The 16,910-nt window shown below is 67.5% G+C and carries 20 protein-coding genes; 7 read left to right on the top strand and 13 right to left on the bottom strand.

Annotated features, from left to right (window positions below; all coding sequences use genetic code 11):
* Positions 1–25: 25 nt before the first annotated feature.
* From I0K15_RS16025 to cysG, 5 genes are read right to left on the bottom strand one after another with little or no spacing between them, the layout of a single operon-like run.
* The gene (locus I0K15_RS16025) at positions 26–439 is read right to left on the bottom strand and encodes a DUF934 domain-containing protein (protein ID WP_196102492.1); all 414 of its coding nucleotides are present in this window, start codon (positions 437–439) and stop codon (positions 26–28) included.
* Positions 436–1,188 carry a phosphoadenylyl-sulfate reductase gene (locus tag I0K15_RS16020; RefSeq protein ID WP_196102491.1) on the bottom strand — a complete coding sequence of 251 codons (753 nt, stop codon included), beginning with the start codon at positions 1,186–1,188 and terminating at the stop codon, positions 436–438. Before I0K15_RS16020 ends, I0K15_RS16025 begins: the two co-directional genes overlap by 4 nt.
* A complete protein-coding gene (locus I0K15_RS16015; RefSeq protein WP_196102490.1) occupies positions 1,178–2,827 on the bottom strand; it encodes a nitrite/sulfite reductase in 1,650 nt (549 codons plus the stop codon). Before I0K15_RS16015 ends, I0K15_RS16020 begins: the two co-directional genes overlap by 11 nt.
* Position 2,828: 1 nt before the next feature.
* Positions 2,829–3,140 carry a DUF2849 domain-containing protein gene (locus I0K15_RS16010; RefSeq protein WP_196102489.1) on the bottom strand — a complete coding sequence of 104 codons (312 nt, stop codon included), beginning with the start codon at positions 3,138–3,140 and terminating at the stop codon, positions 2,829–2,831.
* 1 nt (position 3,141) lies between these two features.
* A complete protein-coding gene (gene cysG, locus I0K15_RS16005; RefSeq protein WP_196102488.1) occupies positions 3,142–4,527 on the bottom strand; it encodes a siroheme synthase CysG in 1,386 nt (461 codons plus the stop codon).
* A 150-nt stretch (positions 4,528–4,677) separates the two neighbouring features.
* On the opposite strand from cysG, the gene I0K15_RS16000 reads away from it, so the two are divergent.
* A complete protein-coding gene (locus tag I0K15_RS16000; RefSeq protein WP_196102487.1) occupies positions 4,678–5,151 on the top strand; it encodes an Lrp/AsnC family transcriptional regulator in 474 nt (157 codons plus the stop codon).
* Here the strand turns inward: I0K15_RS16000 and I0K15_RS15995 are convergent.
* A complete protein-coding gene (locus I0K15_RS15995; RefSeq protein WP_196102486.1) occupies positions 5,148–5,780 on the bottom strand; it encodes a TetR/AcrR family transcriptional regulator in 633 nt (210 codons plus the stop codon). The two genes, I0K15_RS16000 and I0K15_RS15995, sit on opposite strands and share 4 nt — an antisense overlap.
* Before the next feature lie 67 nt (positions 5,781–5,847).
* Between I0K15_RS15995 and I0K15_RS15990 the strand changes: the two genes are divergently transcribed.
* Positions 5,848–6,228, top strand: coding sequence for a hypothetical protein (locus I0K15_RS15990; RefSeq protein ID WP_196102485.1), 381 nt, complete (start codon positions 5,848–5,850; stop codon positions 6,226–6,228).
* Here I0K15_RS15990 and I0K15_RS15985 read toward each other — a convergent pair.
* The gene (locus tag I0K15_RS15985; protein ID WP_196102484.1) at positions 6,213–6,545 is read right to left on the bottom strand and encodes an ArsR/SmtB family transcription factor; all 333 of its coding nucleotides are present in this window, start codon (positions 6,543–6,545) and stop codon (positions 6,213–6,215) included. The two genes, I0K15_RS15990 and I0K15_RS15985, sit on opposite strands and share 16 nt — an antisense overlap.
* A gap of 45 nt (positions 6,546–6,590) precedes the next feature.
* Between I0K15_RS15985 and I0K15_RS15980 the strand changes: the two genes are divergently transcribed.
* Positions 6,591–7,028, top strand: a complete 438-nt coding sequence (locus I0K15_RS15980; protein WP_196102483.1) for a DUF6428 family protein — start codon at positions 6,591–6,593, stop codon at positions 7,026–7,028.
* 350 nt (positions 7,029–7,378) lie between these two features.
* Here I0K15_RS15980 and I0K15_RS21110 read toward each other — a convergent pair whose 3' ends face one another.
* Complete coding sequence (locus I0K15_RS21110) at positions 7,379–7,660, bottom strand: hypothetical protein (RefSeq protein ID WP_230374156.1); 282 nt, start codon at positions 7,658–7,660, stop codon at positions 7,379–7,381.
* A 299-nt stretch (positions 7,661–7,959) separates the two neighbouring features.
* Between I0K15_RS21110 and I0K15_RS15975 the strand changes: the two genes are divergently transcribed.
* Positions 7,960–8,634: a hypothetical protein gene (locus I0K15_RS15975; protein WP_196102482.1), complete on the top strand. Its 675-nt coding sequence runs from the start codon at positions 7,960–7,962 to the stop codon at positions 8,632–8,634.
* Between the two features lie 39 nt (positions 8,635–8,673).
* Here the strand turns inward: I0K15_RS15975 and I0K15_RS15970 are convergent, their stop codons facing one another.
* From I0K15_RS15970 to I0K15_RS15950, 5 genes are all read right to left on the bottom strand, one after another.
* The gene (locus tag I0K15_RS15970; RefSeq protein ID WP_196102481.1) at positions 8,674–9,267 is read right to left on the bottom strand and encodes a hypothetical protein; all 594 of its coding nucleotides are present in this window, start codon (positions 9,265–9,267) and stop codon (positions 8,674–8,676) included.
* 416 nt (positions 9,268–9,683) lie between these two features.
* On the bottom strand, positions 9,684–11,570 hold the full coding sequence (locus tag I0K15_RS15965) for a monovalent cation:proton antiporter-2 (CPA2) family protein (protein WP_196102480.1): 1,887 nt from the start codon (positions 11,568–11,570) through the stop codon (positions 9,684–9,686).
* 3 nt (positions 11,571–11,573) lie between these two features.
* Positions 11,574–12,176 carry an NAD(P)H-dependent oxidoreductase gene (locus I0K15_RS15960; RefSeq protein WP_196102479.1) on the bottom strand — a complete coding sequence of 201 codons (603 nt, stop codon included), beginning with the start codon at positions 12,174–12,176 and terminating at the stop codon, positions 11,574–11,576.
* 5 nt (positions 12,177–12,181) lie between these two features.
* Positions 12,182–12,772, bottom strand: a complete 591-nt coding sequence (locus I0K15_RS15955) for a hypothetical protein (protein WP_196102478.1) — start codon at positions 12,770–12,772, stop codon at positions 12,182–12,184.
* Positions 12,773–12,908: 136 nt separating this feature from the next.
* Positions 12,909–14,051, bottom strand: coding sequence for a pyridoxal phosphate-dependent aminotransferase (locus I0K15_RS15950; protein ID WP_196102477.1), 1,143 nt, complete (start codon positions 14,049–14,051; stop codon positions 12,909–12,911).
* A gap of 86 nt (positions 14,052–14,137) precedes the next feature.
* Between I0K15_RS15950 and I0K15_RS15945 the strand changes: the two genes are divergently transcribed.
* From I0K15_RS15945 to accB, 3 genes are all read left to right on the top strand, one after another.
* Positions 14,138–15,463, top strand: coding sequence for a M48 family metalloprotease (locus tag I0K15_RS15945; RefSeq protein ID WP_196102476.1), 1,326 nt, complete (start codon positions 14,138–14,140; stop codon positions 15,461–15,463).
* A gap of 1 nt (position 15,464) precedes the next feature.
* Positions 15,465–16,283, top strand: coding sequence for a DsbA family protein (locus I0K15_RS15940; RefSeq protein ID WP_196102475.1), 819 nt, complete (start codon positions 15,465–15,467; stop codon positions 16,281–16,283).
* 132 nt (positions 16,284–16,415) lie between these two features.
* Positions 16,416–16,910, top strand: coding sequence for an acetyl-CoA carboxylase biotin carboxyl carrier protein (accB, locus tag I0K15_RS15935; protein WP_196102474.1), 495 nt, complete (start codon positions 16,416–16,418; stop codon positions 16,908–16,910).

The following is a 16,910-nucleotide window of genomic DNA, read 5'->3' as shown; positions in this document are numbered from 1 at the left end:
CGCACAACCATCACGCGAATATAGCTCACGAGGCGCGTCGGAACTGCGACTGGTAGCGGAGGCGCTGCGCCTGTTGCCACTGCGCCTCGGGCTGGCGGGTGGCGAGGGCATCGTCGATCTCGACCTCGTCGAAGCCGGAGCCGGTGGCCTTGCGCCATTGGTCAGAGATCACATGACCTTGTGCACGCAGCTTGCCCGTGTAGCCGAGATCGCGCAGGCGTGAGGCGATCGAAAACCCGCGCCCGTCCGCGAAGCTGGGAAACGGGATGCGGATGATGGGAGCATCCCGCAAGTGGGGGTAAAGCGCCGCCACGTCCGCGTCGTTGGGCAGGTCGATGCCCTGACCCTCTTCCGCCTCACCCGGCGCTGCGAAGCCCGCGTTCCAGTACTCCGGGCCGAATTCCGGGCCGTTGCCCTTGTCTGCAATGATGGTGCTCATGCTGCGTTCTCCTTCACGGGGCCGCGCACGACCTTTCCGTCGATGAAATGGATGCCGCACTCCTCCTTGTCCTGACCGCGCCAGCGGCCGGCGCGCGGGTCCTCGCCCTCCTTCACTGGGCTGGTGCAGGGGGCACAACCGATGGAGGGGTAGCCCTGCGCCACGAGGGGGTGGCGCGGCAGGTTGTTGTTCCAGATGTAGTCCTGCACGTCGGCGGGCGCCCAGTGGGCGAGCGGGTTCACCTTGATGCGGCTCTCGCCCTCCGCCTCGAAGAACTGGAGCTCCTTGCGCGCGCCGCCCTGGAAGCGTTTGCGCCCCGTGATCCACGAATCGTAAGGCGCCAGCGCGGCCTCCAGCGGGATGGTCTTGCGCAGGGTGCAGCAGGCATCCGGGTCGCGCCGGTGCAGGGTTCCGTCGGGGTCCTGCGCGGCGAGCTGCGTGAGCGAGGCGCGGACGGTCTGGACGTTGGTGAGGCCCAGCTTCTCCGCCACCTCCTGCTGGTAGGCGAGCGTCTCGGGAAACAGCATCTCGGTGTCGATGAAGAGCACCGGGACATCCGGCTTCGCGACGGCGAGGAGGTGGAGCAGCACCACGCTCTCCGCCCCGAAGGAGGAGACCATGGCGATACGGCCCACCTGCGCATCGCTGATCGCGTGGCGCAGCACGTCGTCCGCCGCGTGGTGGCGGTAACGGTCGTTGAGCGCGGCGACACGCTCGGCCACCGTGGCGAAGCTGGCTTCAGGCCGCATGGGCTTTCTCCTGCTCGTAGAGCGCGGATTTGAAGGGGTCGAGGCCGAGGCGGCGGTAAGCCTGGAGGAAGGTTTCCTCTTCGCTTTCGCGCAGGTCGAGATAGGCCTCGATCAGGCGCTTCACTGCCGGGACGATCTCGTCATAGGCAAAGCCGGGTCCGGTGCGCGAGCCGATGGTCGCGGTTTCCGTCCCGTCGCCGCCGAGCGTGATCTGGTAGTTCTCCACCCCTGCCCGGTCGAGGCCGAGGATGCCGATATGGCCGACATGGTGGTGGCCGCAGGCGTTGATGCAGCCGGAGATCTTGATCTTCAGCGGGCCGATGTCGCGCTGCGCGTCGAGATCGGCGAAGGTCTCGCTGATCTGCTGGGCCACGGGGATCGAGCGGGCCGTGGCAAGCGCGCAGTAGTCCATGCCGGGGCACGCGATGATGTCGGAGACGAGGCCGATATTGGCCGTCGCCAGCCCCGCCTCGCGCAGAGCGGCGAAGACCGCCGGAAGGTCGCCGCGGTGCACATGGGGCAGAACGACGTTCTGCTCGTGGGAGATGCGCAGCTCGTCGTGGCTGTACCGCTCGGCAAGATCGGCCATCACGCGCATCTGGCGGGCGGTGGCGTCGCCCGGCGTCTCCCCGATCCCCTTCAGCGAGATGGTGACGATGCCGTAGTCGGGGTTCTTGTGCTCGGCCACGTTGGTGTCGATGAAGCTTTGCAGCGCAGGCTCCACGACCGGGGCGATTTCGGCGATCTTGTAGGCGGGCGCAGTGAAGCTGCCCTCGATCCGGGTCAGGATCTCGGTCGGCACCTCGAAGTCGCCCTTGATGCGGGCGAAGACGGCGTCGACGCGCTCACGCATGGTCTCCAGCGACTCCTCGTGGACGAGGATCTTGATGCGGGCCTTGTACTTGTTGTCGCGGCGGCCGTGCAGGTTGTAGACCTGCATGATTGCCTCGAGATAGGGCAGCAGCTCCGCCTTCGGGACGAAGTCGCGGATGACCTTGCCGACCATCGGCGTGCGGCCGAGGCCACCGCCCACGATCACCTCGTAGCCGGGCTCGCCCGCCTCGTTGCGGACCATGCGCAGACCGATGTCGTGCGCTTTCGTCACAGCGCGATCGTTCGGGGAGCCGGTGACGGCGATCTTGAACTTGCGCGGCAGGAACTGGAATTCCGGGTGATCGGTGGACCACTGGCGGATCAGCTCGGCGGTCGGGCGCGGATCCTCGATCTCGTCGGCGGCAGCACCGGCGAAATGGTCGGCGGTCACATTGCGGATCGTGTTGCCGGAGGTCTGGATGGCGTGCATGCCCACATCGGCGAGCGCCTGCAGCATCTCCGGCACGTCGGCGAGCTTCGGCCAGTTGTACTGGATGTTCTGGCGTGTGGTGAAGTGGCCGTAGCCCTTGTCCCAGGTCTCGGCGATGTAGGCGAGCTGATGCATCTGGCGGCTGTTCAGCGTGCCATAGGGGATCGCCACGCGCAGCATGTAGGCGTGGAGCTGCAGGTAGAGGCCGTTCATCAGACGCAGCGGCTTGAACTCGTCCTCGGTCAGCGAGCCGTCGAGGCGGCGGACGACCTGGCCGCGGAACTCCTCGACGCGGGCATTGACGAAATCGCGGTCGAAATCGGTGTACTGGTACATCTCAGGCCTCCACGCCTGCGGCCTGCTTGCCGTGGAAATAGTTGGACGGGCCGCGGGTGCGGAACGCCTCGCGGAAGTGCACGGGGCCCGGGCGACCGTCGGTGCCGATCTGGGCCTCCGCCAGATAAGGACCCACGACCTTGAGCTGCTGGGCCGCGGCCTGGGCGAGGAGCTCATCGGCCTCGTCCTGCGTCTGCGCGACGAGCGCGTCGGCGTGGTCGCGCGACCAGGAGCCGTCGGCGGTCAGATAGATCACGTCCCCCATCAGGAGGTCGTTGGCGGTGACGATCTGGGGCTTGAACGGTTTGGGCATCTTACAGAGCCTCCGCGGCTTGCAGTTGGGCCTGGGCTTCGCGGGGTGCGAGGCCGAGCATCAGGATGACGGGGCCGGTCACGGCCTCGCGGGTCAGCATGTCGGGCAGATCGAGAAGCGTGGTGGGCATGACGCGCTGGTCGGCGCGGCTCACGTTCTCGATCGCGGTGATCGGCGTGGTGTCGGGCGCGCCGTGGATCATCAGGCGGCCGCGCAGGAAGGTGGCTGCCTTCTTGCCCATGTAGATCGCGGCGGTCGCTCCGGGCTTGGCGAGGTCGCGCCAGTCCTGCTCGGCAAAGCCGTTGACGTCGTGGCCCGTCAGCACGCGGAAGGCGGCGTTACGGCCCCGCTTCGTCAGGCTCTGGCCGAGGGCTGCAGCGGCAGCCGACGCCGTGGTGATGCCCGGCACGATCTCATAGGCGATCCCTGCGGCCTCCAACGTCTCGACCTCCTCATCGAGGCGGGCGAAGACGGCGGTGTCGCCGCCCTTGAGGCGCGCGACCTTCAGGCCTTCGCGCGCCTTCTCGATGTTGAGCGCGTTGATGTCGTCCTGCTTCCAGGAGGGGCCGAAGCCGGTCTTGCCGACCTCGATGATCTCGGCCTCGCGCCGGGCGAGTTCGAGGACGCCCTGCCCCACCAGCCGGTCGGTGATGACGACATCGGCCTCGTGCAGCAGGCGGCGGGCCTTCAGCGTCAGCAGCTCCGGATCGCCGGGGCCGGCGCCGATGATGGCGACGGAGCCGGTTTCGGGCTTGGCCTCCAGCGTCTCGGCCAGCAGGTCGTCGAGGCTCTCGCGCGCGGCGTCCTCACTCTCCGCCAGCGCACGGGGACCGCGGTCGAAATAGAAGGCGGACCAGAAGGCGCGGCGGATGCGGCCCATGGGCAGCGCGTCGGCCATCGGGCGGAACGCCTGACCGATGCGGGCGAGCGTGCCCAGCGTGGTGGGCAGCATCTCCTCGATGCGGCGCTTGATATCGCGGGCGAGGACCGGGGCGGCGCCCTCGGTGCCGATGGCCACCGTCACCGGATCACGATCGACGATGGCGGGCGTGATGAACTGGCTGTCGGCGAGGTTGTCCACGATATTGGTGAGCGCGCCTGCCCGGCGGCCGATCTGCACCGCGCGGGCATCCTCGGCCTCATCCTCGTTCGCGGCGTAGAGCAGGACGGCGCAGGTCGCATCGCCCTCCTCGACCGCACGGTCGGTCAGCGTGATGCGGCCGTCGGTGGCGAGGCGCGCCACGTCCGGATGCGGATCGGCGCCGTAGACGGCGATCTTCGCGTCGGTCTTGAGGATCAGGCGCAGCTTGGCCAGCGCGCACTCGCCCGCGCCCGAGACCACGACGCGGCGGCCCTCGAGATTGACGAAGATCGGGAAGTGGCGCATGGCGGACTCCGGGCGATGGTTAGGCTACGACAGATGGCCTCTTAGAACATAATTCCAATATGACGGGTATATCGGGCTGGAAATAAGGAAGTCGTTCGGATATCGGGGGCGAAGCGGGCAAGTTGGCCCGGCTTTCGGGAGAATACGGGAATGAGCATCCGCCTCGACGCCACCGACCGGAAAATCCTTGCGGAATTGCAGGAAGACGCCTCGACCTCGCTCGACGAAATCGCGAAGCGCGTAGGGGCGTCGAAGACCCCGGTCTGGAACCGGATCCGCAAGATGCGCGAGGCCGGGATCATCCGCGGGCAGACGACGCTGCTCGACCCGGAAAAGCTGGGGCTGGAGGCGTGCTTCTTCGTCCTGATCCGCACGAGCGAGCACGATGCCGGCTGGCTGGAGCGGTTCCTGAACGCGGTCAAGAAGCGGCCGGAGGTGATGGAAGCACACCGGCTGGCGGGCGATATCGACTACATCCTGAAGGTGCGGGTCGCGAGCGCGCGGGCCTATGACGACTTCTACCGGTCGCTGATCCAAGAGGTCTCGATCTACAACGTGACCTCGACTCTCTCGATGGAGGAGATCAAGAACACCACCGCGCTACCGATCCCCGAGGCGCCCTAGCGCCGGTCGAGGCCGGCGAGGTGGCGGGAGAGCATGCCAGCGTATTGCGTGACGATCTCGTTGGAGCGCCGCTCATCCTCCAGCATCAGGCAGAGGCGGATCACGTCGCTCCACAGGTGGCAGATGAGAAGGGCCAGGGCCTCAACCGCCGGGGCGCGGCTCGGGTGTCGGACGAGCGTCTTGAGGCGCTTGGCCAGCCGCTCCGCGTTGGCGTTGGTGTTGCGGAAGTTCGCGGCGCGGATGGCGGGGTCGGTCCCCGCGCAGTTCAGGAGCACGATGAGGCAGGGCCGCGCGCGGACGGTCGCGAGGCCATTGCGCATCTGCTTTTCAACTCCGGCGGCGAGATCGTCGAGCGTGCCGACGCGGGAAAGACCGTCGGCAAGGGCCGCGTCGATCGGCATCATCTCCAGCTCGCACAGGCGGTAGACGAGCGCGCTGCGGCTGGGGAAGAACTGGTAGAGCGAGCCCACGGGGATGCTCGCCCGCTGCGCGACCTCGGTGATCTTCACCTCGGTCGTGTTCTTCTCGACGATCAGCGTGCGGGCTGCTTCGAGGATGGCGGCGACCCGGGCGCGGCTGCGGGCCTGGACCGGTTCCCGCCAGGGCGGTGCGTCGTGGATGTCGACCATGCTTTGACTTTAACGTGAATTTTATTCAAATTTAGGCGGAAGATCCCGTCCGGTCAAGGAGTTCCCGATGGCCCCGCTCGCCCTGCTTCTGACGGTGAAGATCGTGGTGACGCTGGTGGGCGTCGTGGGGCCGTTCCTCCTGCTGCGGCGAGCTCGGATCGACGCGTTGATCGGCGCGACTGCCGGGTCGCCGCTGATCTACCGGTTGTATGGCATCGCGATCCTCGCGCTGCTCTTCGGCTATGGCGGCGGGCTTGTCCAGATCGCGGGTGGGCAGTTTCCCAGCGGTGTGGTCGTGATGGGGATCGTGTCGAATGGCGGGGCGGCGCTGGTGCTGGCGCGCGTGCCGCGGTTCCGGTCGGCCGCGGTCGCGCTGGGGCTGCTGACCGCAGCGCTGGGGCTGGCGCTGCTGGCGCCGGAGGTCGCGATGGGTCACCCCCCGGGCTGAGCCGCGGGGCTGCAGCAGGCGGCGACGCGCGGGTCGGCGGCGCAGCAGTCGTTCACGAGGTAGCCGACGAGACTGCCGAGCGCCGCGAAATCGGCGCGGTAAACGACACTGCGCGAAACCTTCTCCGCCACGATCAGCCCGGCCTGGCTCAGGGTGTTGAGGTGGAAGGAGGCGAGCGACGGCGCGACCTCCACCGCCTGTGCGAGATCCCCTGCCCGCGAGCCCGCCGGGCCGCAGCGCACGAGATGGCGCAACATGCGCAGGCGCAGCGGTTGCGCGAGGGCGTTCAGAGTGGCGGCGGCTTGATCTTCAGTCATATTTCAATATTTGTTGAATAGTTGAAATCTGAGGGAGGCTACCCCGTGTGTGCTCGACCCACAACACTCGCCCGCCTGCAGGCGGATCTTCTGAAATCCGACGCCGCATTGCCTGTGATCTTCGCCACGCCCGAGGGCGAGATCGGTGGCGGCTACCATGTCACGGAGCTGACGCTCGCCGACATCCGCGGCATCGATTGCGGCGGTCGGCAGGCGCAGTGGCGCGAGGCCGGGCTGGAGCTGCTGGACGGTCCGGGCGGCGCGCACATGACCGCGGGCAAGCTCCACGCGATCCTGCGGCAGAGCCGGATGGCGGTGGACGGCCTCGCCGAGGCACCGCTGCACGTCCTGTTCGGCCATGGGAACGGCACGCTCGGCCGCTACGAGGTCGACGGGTTTGCACGCCACGGCGATCGGGTGGAGGTGCGCCTGAGCCCGGGCCGGGCCCGGTGCAAGCCGATGCTCGCAGCCTGCTGCGGCTAGTCGCGGCGGGGACGGGGCGGAAATGCGCTCCGCCCCCAGCCAACACCGTGCGGGCCGATGGCACCGGCCACGTACGGATCAGGTGGTGCGGGACGCCCGGGGGGCGTAGCGTCCCGCACGCCTCGTCTCAAGTGTCCGCGGGGCGGTCGGACCGTTGAGCGAGGATACCGAAAAGGCGGCGATGTCGCGTGAGAAAGCATGAAGCAACAGCGTCCATAGTCGCAACACCGGGCGTGGCGCGCGCAATCATCACGGCTCAAACCATTCTGATCGAGGCGAGCGGCTGCATCACGTCGTTACCTTCTCCTGCGTGGCTGACACATATTCCAAGGATGCCGCCACCACAGCTTTCATCGCGCCAAACGCTGCCAGCTTTCACCAGCAAACCCGCTTGGAGATGGCCGCACAGTAGCTTGATGTGCGTCAGGCGAGCGTGAATTGTCCGTTAATTCTCTCGAAAACACCTCCGATGGAGCGTGAAAAGTTTCGTCGCAGGATTGACGAAGGCGGATATCACCGGCGGAAAGCCCAACAAAACCTAAGGTTGAACACCGTTCGCAGAATTCACGGACAATTACGTTGAGATGCGAAATGCGATGAGCGACGATCATTTTGCGAACAATGATCGCCATGCCTCATCGGCACTTCGACCATCAAGCCGCTGATACGGCGCAGAATCTTCCCCCGATTCTGCGGTTGGAGAAGATGTGTGTGGCGCTGCGAAGAACAAAACCGAAGGACCCATCAGCGAAGCGCGTCCCTGTCAGCGCGCACCAGAAATCGGGAGTACGACGCGGTCGACCCACACCGCACCGTCTCCCTCAGAATGCATCCCGTTGTCGCCCCCCGAACAACGCGGGATGCCAGTGCGGCCCGCCATTGTCCCCCCTCGGGCGGGCCGCACCTTGACCCTCGCAACCGGAGCAGAGCGATGCACACAGAAGACATCCGCACCGGCGCCCCATCGCCGATCGGCGATGATCCAAGCGTCATCACGCCGGCGCTTCGGGCTTGGGTCGGTGGCCAGCACCCACGGCCCTCGCCACAGGCCGAGCCTCGACAGTCGGACCTCTCTTTTGTTGCAGGTTTGAGCGCCACGCCGCAGACCCGATCGGCCACCAATAGCCGCCTGCAGCGGGCCGAACCGGTCTGGATCATCATTCAGGGTGATGCCGATATCGACGCCGTGATCGCGCGCCTCGTCGCCATTCCCGATGTCGAGATCGCGGGCTCGGAACATGCCTTGGGCGGAGTGTTTCGCGTCCCCGCGCTTGTCGCAGAGAGCGCCCGGGCGGCGGTGCTGTGGGTGCCACTGGTCCTCGCCATCGAGGTGCGAGACGACGCGCTCGACGATGCACAGAACGTTTGGCAGCGATCTTCCAGAACCGGTTGCGTCTCTGCGGCGGATGGTCGGATCCCGCCACGAGACATTACCTCGTTTCCGGACCCGGACGACGTTCCGAAAGCGGTCAAACGCCGTGTGGCTCCTCGGTCTAAGTCGAAGGCGGATCACACGCCCTTCGCCGTGAACTATCGAATGCTGGAAGCCGCCTACGACGCCGCTCTGCGGAGCGGCACGGACAACGCAGCGCCATGCGGCCGATAGCCTTAGATCCAAGTTGTAGTAGCGTCTCGGAACCGCGCATCATCCCGCCCGCTCGAAGGGACGGAAGGTGCGAAAGACCAACCAGAGCAGGATGATCGCCACGAACAGCCCCGCGACTTTGCCCGCCATGGCGGCGAGCACCGTCGTGATCTGAGTGCCGCTCTGGTTGGCGATGCTGAAGATGACCGAGCTCAGCGTGGTGCACATGATTGCCGACAGCAATCCGCCCGCGATCAGGAAGCGCCAGTGGAGCTTCACTCGGTCGAACGGGACGGCGTGATCGGTCCTAAGTTGGAAGAGGGAGAACACGGTCGGTGCGCTGATGAGCAGGACGACGTAGAGCATCGCAACTTCAAGCTTGGCCGTCGGCTCATGCCCCACGAAGACGCAGGCCAGTATCGCGACGGGCACCATGATCAGGATGGAGCGCCATCCGAAGAGCCACGCGGCCAGGATCAGAAAACCGTACTGAAGGTGAAAGAAGATGCCGTCGGGATCGAGGTAGTGTTGCACGAGATGATCGATACTGACCGATCCCAGGTGATGATAATGCCCACAGGACATCAGTGGATGCACCACGAGCAGCGTCAGTACTGCAACAAAGGCCATGATCTTCAACGGCAATGCCTTCATGAACGTTTTCCCCTCACTCTCCGCGGCCCTGTTATCTTCTAACGTTCTGAGTTTTCTGAAAATTCACTCAGATATGATTTTCGGAGCCAAAACAGGCGGATAGCCAATTACTTTACGTAGCGTCAGGTCGGGATAATGTGACGGTTCGAAAACATCTATGTCCTGCAATCTCATAATTTGTTGTCCGACCGTCTCACGCGGGCCGGAATTTTTTTCCTGCATTTACAGTCATATAGAAGAGTTGTCTGACCGGCCGGAAATGACGGGTCTCGATATCGTGTCGAAAAGCACACGTTTCCCTTAACGTCAGCTCGCGTCACTTCGGATGTGCGGTGTGGCACAGACCGTTGATCCTGTCGTTTCAGGCGGGGATTCGGGATCGGCGCCGCGCCGGCTCGCTTCGCGCAGGAGCCCGCTCAGTCGTCCTCGTCGTCGCGGTGGCCCGGTGTCATCCAGCCGCGCTGGAGCTGGGCGGAACCGTCCTCGCCCTTGGCGCGCAGCTCGCGTTCGAGGCGGGCGCCGACTTCCTTGGCCTTCTCGACATAGGCCGGGTTCTGGGACGGCGGGATGTCGGGATCATATAGCGGGGCGAGCTCGCGCAGGTTGCGCAGATCCTGCTCGACGAAGAAGGTCGTGGTCCGCTCCGCCTCGAACGGGTGCATGCCGAAGCTTTCGAGCGCGTAGCGCCCCGCGCGCACCGAGCTGTCGAAGGTCTCGCGCACGATGTCGTTGGCCCCCGCAGCATAGAGCTTGTAGACCTCCAGCCGGTCGTGGGCGCGGGCGATGATGTGGAGGTTCGGCACCTCGCGCCGGGCGAAATCCACGATCTCCAGCGCACGGTCGGGATCGTCGACGGCGACCACGAGGACGCGTGCCTCGTGCAGCCCCGCGGCGAGCAGCAGGTCGGGCCGCGAAGCATCGCCGTAGAACGAGCGGATGCCGAAGATGCGCAACCGGTCGATGTAGTCGGCCTGGTGGTCGAGCACGACGGTGCGGTAACCCGCGGCGAGCAGGATGCGGTTGACCACCTGGCCGAAGCGGCCGACGCCCGCGATGATGGCGGGGGCGGTGTCGGGCACGTCCTCGTCCCGCTCGGCCTGCGCATCGGCGCTGCGCGGCAGGATCGCGCGTTCGTAGAGGATGAAGAGGAGCGGCGTCAGCAGCATCGACAGCGCCACGATCAGGAGCAGCGTGTCGGAGAGCGGCTCCGGGATCACGGCGTTCTGCACCGTGAAGGACAGGAGCACGAAGCCGAACTCGCCCGCCTGCGCGAGGCCGAGGGCGAGCAACCACTTGTCGGTGCCGGTGACCTTGAAGATCCGGGCGAGGATCAGCAGCACACCCGCCTTGATCACCATCAGCCCCACAGTCATGGCGAGGATCGGCAGGAGGCTTCCGAAGAGCAGCCCGAAATCGATGCCCGCCCCGACCGTGATGAAGAAGAGGCCGAGCAGGAGGCCCTTGAACGGCTCGATATCGCTTTCAAGCTCGTGTCGGAACTCGGAGTTGGCGAGCACCACTCCGGCGAGGAACGTGCCGAGCGCGGGGCTGAGGCCGACCAAAGTCATCACCTCCGCGGTCAGGATCACCAGAAACAGTGCAGTGGCGGTAAACGCCTCGCGCAGACGGATCGACGCGACGAAGCGGAAGACGGGGCGGGAGATGTAGTGGCCGCCGACGATGACCCAGGCGACGGCGGCGATGTTGACGAGGGCGACCTGCCAGCCCGCGAGCCCCGCCAGCATGTCGGCACCGCCATGGCCCTCCTCATGATGACCGGCGGCAAGCTCCGGCAACGCCAGAAGCGGCAGGATCGCGAACATGGGGATCACGGCGATGTCCTGCGTGAGCAGGACGGAGAAGCTCGCCTGCCCGCCATCGGACTTGATGAGCCCCTTCTCCCCCAAGGTCTGCAGCACGATCGCGGTGGAGGACATGGCGAAGACCATGCCGATCGCAAGGCCCACGGACCACGGCTGGCCCAGCGTCATCGCGGCCCCCATGACGGCGGCCGTGGTCAGCCCCACCTGCAAGCCGCCGAGGCCGAGGAGGCGGGAGCGCATCTCCCACAACGCCTTGGGCTCGAGCTCCAGCCCCACGAGGAACAGCATCATGACGACGCCGAACTCGGCGAAATGCTGGAGATCCTCTGTCTCCGACCCCACGAGGCCGAGGAGCGGACCGATCATCACCCCCGCAATCAGATAGCCGAGGACGGAGCCGAGGCCGAGGCGCGCGGCGACCGGCACCGCCACGACGGCGGCGCCCAGGTAGACCACGGCCTGGAGGAGGAAGTCGTCCATCGCTCAGCCCCTCTCCATCACCGGGACGGTCCCGATGCCGATGACGGGCTCGCGGCTGCCCATGTCGAACCGGTCGTCCCGGTGGGCGGTGAGGAGCGCGCGCCACGCCTCCACATGCTGCGCCTGCCGCCCGTCCTCGCGTGCGTGGTGGGCGGCGAAAAGAACGAAGGGCGGCGCGAAGGTCAGGCCGCACAGGTCCGCGGTCTGCTCCAGCGGCGTGGTGAGCTGGCGCAGCGAGAAGCGGTTGTGCCCCTCCGCCGAGTAGGAATGGTCCGAGCCGCCGGTGGTCAGGGCGAGTTGCAGCACCTTGCCGCGCAGGGCGTTGCCCCGCGGCCCGTAGGCCCAGCCGTACTCAAGGACGAGGTCCTGCCACTCCTTCAGCAGCGAGGGGGTGGAGTACCAGTAGAACGGGAACTGGAAGACGATGACGTCGTGCTCGCCCAGGCGCTTCTGCTCGGCATCCACGTCGATCTTGAAGCGAGGATAGGCGGCGTAGAGGTCTACGACGGTGATGCCGTCGATCTCCCGCGCCGCCCGCAGCATGGCCCGGTTGACCGCGGAGTGCCGCTGGCCCGGATGGGCGTGCAGGACGAGGACGCGAGCCATGCGCCTCAGCTCGGCGCGAAGAAGGTGTCGGTGGGCAGGTAGCGCGCCATGGAGGCGGCTTCGGCCCAGCCCTCCTGCTCCGCCGGGCCGCCGATCAGGACAACGGCGTTCGAAGGCAGCCTGGCGGGGTCGAGTGCTGCGCGGATGGCGCGGCGCGCGGCGCCCCAGCCAGGCGCGTCGGGCTGCATGGCGTGGGCGGTGAGCGGCGTGCGGGCGACCTGCGAGAGCTCGGCGGCGAAGTCCTGCGGCACCTCGCCGGACGGGGCGAAGGCGATCTGGGCCGCCCCCTTGATCTCCGGCAGCTTGGCCGCGACCTCCGGCGGCAGGCGAAGCTGGCGGGAGAGGCGGATCTGCAGGCCTTCGACGGTGTAGAGGAACGCCATCACGTCGCGGCCGGTGCCGGCGAGGATCGAGGCGTATTGCGGATAGGTGAGCCCCAGCTCGCGCGCGCGGCGCATCCGCACGCGCACCATCTCGATCGGAACGCGCGCCGGGCGCAGGTCGGCCTTGGCGCGCCGCCAGCAATAGCCGCGCCATCCGGCGCCGGGCTCGAGGGCGGGTCCGCGGTTGTGGCCGAGCGTGGGGGGACGGGTCATGAGGCTGCCTCCTGCCGCGCAGACTGCCGGTCTGCGGACGCTACGGCAAGAGGCTCATGTTGCACCGCAGTGCAGGCGGAGCCCGGAAAATCTTCGCTCCGAAGATTTTCGCACAGAATTTTCGGACGAAAATTCTTCAGCTTTCGCCCGCCATGAAGGCCGCGATCCGGCGCAGGCCCTCTTCGACCCGGTCCGTGGGGCCGGCATAGGAGAAGCGGACGGTCCGGTGGCCGCGCACCGGGTCGAAGTCGAGGCCCGGTGTCGCCGCCACCCCCGCCTCCGCCAGCAGGCGGGCGCAGAAGGCGCGGCTGTCCTCCATCCCCTCCGGCAGTTCGGCATAGGCGTAGAAGGCGCCGTCGGGCGGGGCGATCTTGAGAAAGCCCGCCTTGGGCAGCGCCTCCACGATCAGGGCGCGATTGGCGGCGTAGACGGCGGCGTTTGCCTCCAGCTCGTCGGTCGCGTCGAGGGCGGCGAGAGCGGCCACCTGGCTCGCATGGGTGGGGCAGATGAAGAGGTTCTGGGCGAGCCGCTCGACCTGCCGGATCAGCCCCTCAGGCACCACCATCCAGCCCAGCCGCCAACCAGTCATGGAGAAATACTTGGAGAAGGAGTTGATGATGACCGCCTCGTCGCTCACCTCCAGCGCGGTCACGGGGCGGCCCGCGAACTGGATGCCATGGTAGATCTCGTCGGAGATGAAGGCGACGTCGTGCGCGGCGCAAGCCTCGACCAGTGCCGCGAGCGCAGGCCGGTCGAGCATCGAGCCCGTAGGGTTCGCGGGGCTGGCGACGAGCAGCCCCGCAAGGCCCGGGTGCACATCCGCGGGCGTCGGCTGGAAGCGGTTGGCGAGCGTGCCCTCGATGCGCTCGGGCACCAGGTCGAGGCCGCGCAGGATGTTGCGATAGCTCGGATAGCCCGGATCAGCGATGCCCACCCGCTCGCCCGCGTCGAACATCGCGAGGAAGGCGAGGATGAAGCCTGCCGAGGCGCCCGCCGTCACCACGACGCGGGCGGGATCGAGCTCCAACCCGTACCAGTCGGCGTAAAGCCGGGCGATGCGCGCGCGCAGCTCCGGCAGGCCCATGGCGACGGTGTAGCCGAGGGGCCCGGCCTCCATGGCGCGGGCCAGCGCCGCGCGGGCCGCGGCGGGGGCGGGCGTGCCGGGTTGGCCGACCTCCATCCGGACGATGTCGCGGCCCTCGGCCTCGGCGGCGCGGGCGGCCTCCATCACGTCCATCACAATGAAACTATCGACCGCACCGCGGCTTGATGTGCGCATCCCCTGCCCCTACCCTCGACGTCAGTTCAGGGTCCGGTTGTCGGAGCGCGCTCCGCCCGGGTCAAGGGTCAGATGCGAGGACGGTCATGCGCGCACTTCTCGGTTTGGCGCTCGCGGCCATCACGGCGCTCGCGGGCCTGCCCGTCCAGGCGCAGGGCCTCATCCGCGATGCGGAGATCGAGGAGACGCTGAACCGGCTGACCGAGCCGCTGGTCTCCGCCGCGGGCCTGCCGAACAGCAGCATCAAGGTCCATATCGTCAACAGCCGCGAGATGAACGCCTTCGTCACCGGGGGCGGCGACATCTTCGTCAACGCCGGGCTGATCCAGCGGCTGGGCCGGGCCGACATGCTGCAGGCGGTGCTCGCGCACGAGATCGGGCATGTCGTGAGCGGCCATGTGGCGCAGCGCAGCGTCGCCGCCTCGCAGTCGGGCCGGGTCTCTCTGGCGGGCGTGGCGCTGGGGATCCTCGCAGGGGCGGCGGGCTCGCCGGAGGCCGGGATCTTCATCGCGCAGGGCTCGCAACGCGCGCAGCAACGGGGGCAGCTCGCCTTCAGCCGGTCGCAGGAGGCGAGCGCGGATCAGAGCTCGATCCGCATCCTTGAGGCCGCCGGGATCGATCCGACGGCGGCGGTGGACACGCTCGGCCTCTTCCGCGGGCAGGAGCTGCTCTCGACCGAGCGGATCGACCCCTATGTGCTGACCCACCCGCTGTCGAGCGAGCGGATGACGCTGCTGGAGCGCAGCGCCGCCGTCTCCTCCCGCGCGGGAACGCCGGTGCCCTCGCCCACGGCGGAGGCCTATGCGCGGATGCAGGCGAAGTTCGACGGCTTCATCCGGCCGCCGCAAAGCGCGCTCGACCGCGTGTCGGGGCGCAACGACATGCCCGCGCGCATCCAGCGGGCAATCGCGTTGCACCGCCTGCCGGACCCGGCGGGCGCGGATCGGGAGATCGACGCGGCGATCGCACTGGAGCCGAACAATCCGTGGCTGCATGAGCTGAAGGGCCAGTTCCGGCTGGAAAGCGGCGATGCGCGCGGCGCGGTCGGCCCCTACGAGCGCGCACTCGCGCTGCGACCCGATGCGGCGCTGCTGCGCGCGGGGCTCGGCCGGGCTCTGCTCGCACTCAACACGCCCGAGGCGAATGCCCGCGCGCTGCAGGAGCTGAGCCGCGCTCGGGAAGGGGCGCTCGGCACGCCGGTCTCGCTCCGCGCATTGGCGGAGGCGCATGCGCGCGCCGGCAACCAGCCACAGGCCGCACTTTACACCGCAGAGCGGTTCGCGCTGTCGGGCTCCGCGCCCGATGCGGAACGCTTTGCCCGGATCGCCATGGAAGGCTTGCCCCAGGGCTCGCCCGAATGGATAAGGGCACAGGAAATTCTGACCGTCGTGGAACGGGCACGAGGGGGTTGAGATGAGTGGACAGTTCTGGACCGTGGCCGGCGTGGCCGTACTGGCAGGCGCAACCGCGGTGGGTCTGTGGACCGCGCCGGGCGCGGAGCCACCACGTCCGCCGCAGAGCGAGGCGCGGGTCAGTGCCGCCGTGAGCGACGCTTTCGACGGCGAGACGCGCGAGGCGCTGCACACCGAGATCCGCGCCTACCTCCTCTCGAACCCCGAAATCGTCATGGAGATGGTGGGCCTGATCGAGGCGCGGCAGCAGGCCGACGCCCAGGCGGCCGAGATCGACATGGTGCGCAACAATGCCGACGCGCTCTTCAACGACGGCTTCTCCTATGTGGGCGGCAACCCCGAAGGCGACGTGACCATCGTGGAGTTCATCGACTACCAGTGCGGCTTCTGCAAGCGCGCCCATGACGAGGTGGTCACGCTGGTCGAGCAGGACGGCAACATCCGCTACATCGTGAAGGAGCTGCCGATCCTGGGGCCGATGAGCATGACAGCGGCGCAGGCGACGCTCTCGGTGCTCGAGAATGACGGGCCCGATGTCTACAAGGAATTCAACGACGCGCTCATGCGCTTTGGCGGGCGGCTCAACGACCAGATCATCGACCGGCTCGCCGAACGCTCCGGCGCAGACGTCGCCGCGATGCGCGAGGACATGGACGGCCGCGAGGTCGAGCGCCAGATCGCGGAGATCCGGACCCTGGCCGGTGCGCTCAACATCTCCGGCACGCCGACCTTCGTGATCGGCGACACGGTCGTGCGCGGATACATGCCGCTCCCGCGGATGCAGGAGACGGTGGAGCTGGTCCGGCGCGTCGGGCAATAGCCCCCTTCCAAGTGACGGATCGCCCTTTCACGCTACGTCACGACCACGTATAGACGGTCCATCTTGAACGTCGCCCCGCAACGCCGGGGCCGCCGGGCCTCCCGTCCGGTGTGGGCAACTTGCGAGGAACCTATGGGCAACACCTACGAAGCGGACATCGCCTTTATCAAGGCGCTCGCGGAGCTTCTGAAGGACAGCGACCTGACCGAGATCGAGGTCGAACGCAAATTCGGCGAGGACAACGAGCTCGAGGTGCGGGTGACGCGCCAGATGGTCCAGCAGATGGTGGCCGCCCCGGCGCCCATGCCTGTCGCTGCGGCGCCTGCCCCCGCGCCCGCTGCCGCCGCTGCCCCGGCCGCAGAGCCCGCGGCCGCCGCCGATCCCGCCCAGCATCCCGGTGCGGTGACCTCGCCCATGGTCGGCACTGTCTACCTGCAGGCCGAGCCCGGCGCCTCCCCCTTCGTCGCCGTGGGCGACCAGGTGAGCGAGGGGCAGACCCTGCTCATCATCGAAGCCATGAAGACGATGAACCAGATCCCCTCGCCCCGTGCAGGCAAGGTGAGCCGCATCCTCGTCGGCGATGGCGAACCCGTGGAGTTCGGCGCCCCCCTCGTCGTGATCGAGTGA

The sequence above is a fragment of the Pontivivens ytuae genome (genome assembly GCF_015679265.1).
Lineage (GTDB): Bacteria > Pseudomonadota > Alphaproteobacteria > Rhodobacterales > Rhodobacteraceae > Pontivivens > Pontivivens ytuae.
Note: the sequence above shows the minus strand (reverse complement) of the source record. Positions and strands in the feature narration are given on the sequence as shown.

Coding starts and splice junctions, on each gene's coding strand:
- I0K15_RS15955 (WP_196102478.1), bottom strand. CDS start 12,772: ATGACCCGTCCCCCCACGCTCGGCCACAACCGCGGACCCGCCCTCGAG.
- I0K15_RS15970 (WP_196102481.1), bottom strand. CDS start 9,267: ATGAAGGCATTGCCGTTGAAGATCATGGCCTTTGTTGCAGTACTGACG.
- accB (WP_196102474.1), top strand. CDS start 16,416: ATGGGCAACACCTACGAAGCGGACATCGCCTTTATCAAGGCGCTCGCG.
- I0K15_RS16020 (WP_196102491.1), bottom strand. CDS start 1,188: ATGCGGCCTGAAGCCAGCTTCGCCACGGTGGCCGAGCGTGTCGCCGCG.
- I0K15_RS15950 (WP_196102477.1), bottom strand. CDS start 14,051: ATGCGCACATCAAGCCGCGGTGCGGTCGATAGTTTCATTGTGATGGAC.
- I0K15_RS15940 (WP_196102475.1), top strand. CDS start 15,465: ATGAGTGGACAGTTCTGGACCGTGGCCGGCGTGGCCGTACTGGCAGGC.
- I0K15_RS15965 (WP_196102480.1), bottom strand. CDS start 11,570: ATGGACGACTTCCTCCTCCAGGCCGTGGTCTACCTGGGCGCCGCCGTC.
- I0K15_RS16015 (WP_196102490.1), bottom strand. CDS start 2,827: ATGTACCAGTACACCGATTTCGACCGCGATTTCGTCAATGCCCGCGTC.
- I0K15_RS16010 (WP_196102489.1), bottom strand. CDS start 3,140: ATGCCCAAACCGTTCAAGCCCCAGATCGTCACCGCCAACGACCTCCTG.
- I0K15_RS15945 (WP_196102476.1), top strand. CDS start 14,138: ATGCGCGCACTTCTCGGTTTGGCGCTCGCGGCCATCACGGCGCTCGCG.
- cysG (WP_196102488.1), bottom strand. CDS start 4,527: ATGCGCCACTTCCCGATCTTCGTCAATCTCGAGGGCCGCCGCGTCGTG.
- I0K15_RS16000 (WP_196102487.1), top strand. CDS start 4,678: ATGAGCATCCGCCTCGACGCCACCGACCGGAAAATCCTTGCGGAATTG.
- I0K15_RS16025 (WP_196102492.1), bottom strand. CDS start 439: ATGAGCACCATCATTGCAGACAAGGGCAACGGCCCGGAATTCGGCCCG.
- I0K15_RS15975 (WP_196102482.1), top strand. CDS start 7,960: ATGCACACAGAAGACATCCGCACCGGCGCCCCATCGCCGATCGGCGAT.
- I0K15_RS21110 (WP_230374156.1), bottom strand. CDS start 7,660: ATGGCGATCATTGTTCGCAAAATGATCGTCGCTCATCGCATTTCGCAT.
- I0K15_RS15995 (WP_196102486.1), bottom strand. CDS start 5,780: ATGGTCGACATCCACGACGCACCGCCCTGGCGGGAACCGGTCCAGGCC.
- I0K15_RS15960 (WP_196102479.1), bottom strand. CDS start 12,176: ATGGCTCGCGTCCTCGTCCTGCACGCCCATCCGGGCCAGCGGCACTCC.
- I0K15_RS15985 (WP_196102484.1), bottom strand. CDS start 6,545: ATGACTGAAGATCAAGCCGCCGCCACTCTGAACGCCCTCGCGCAACCG.
- I0K15_RS15990 (WP_196102485.1), top strand. CDS start 5,848: ATGGCCCCGCTCGCCCTGCTTCTGACGGTGAAGATCGTGGTGACGCTG.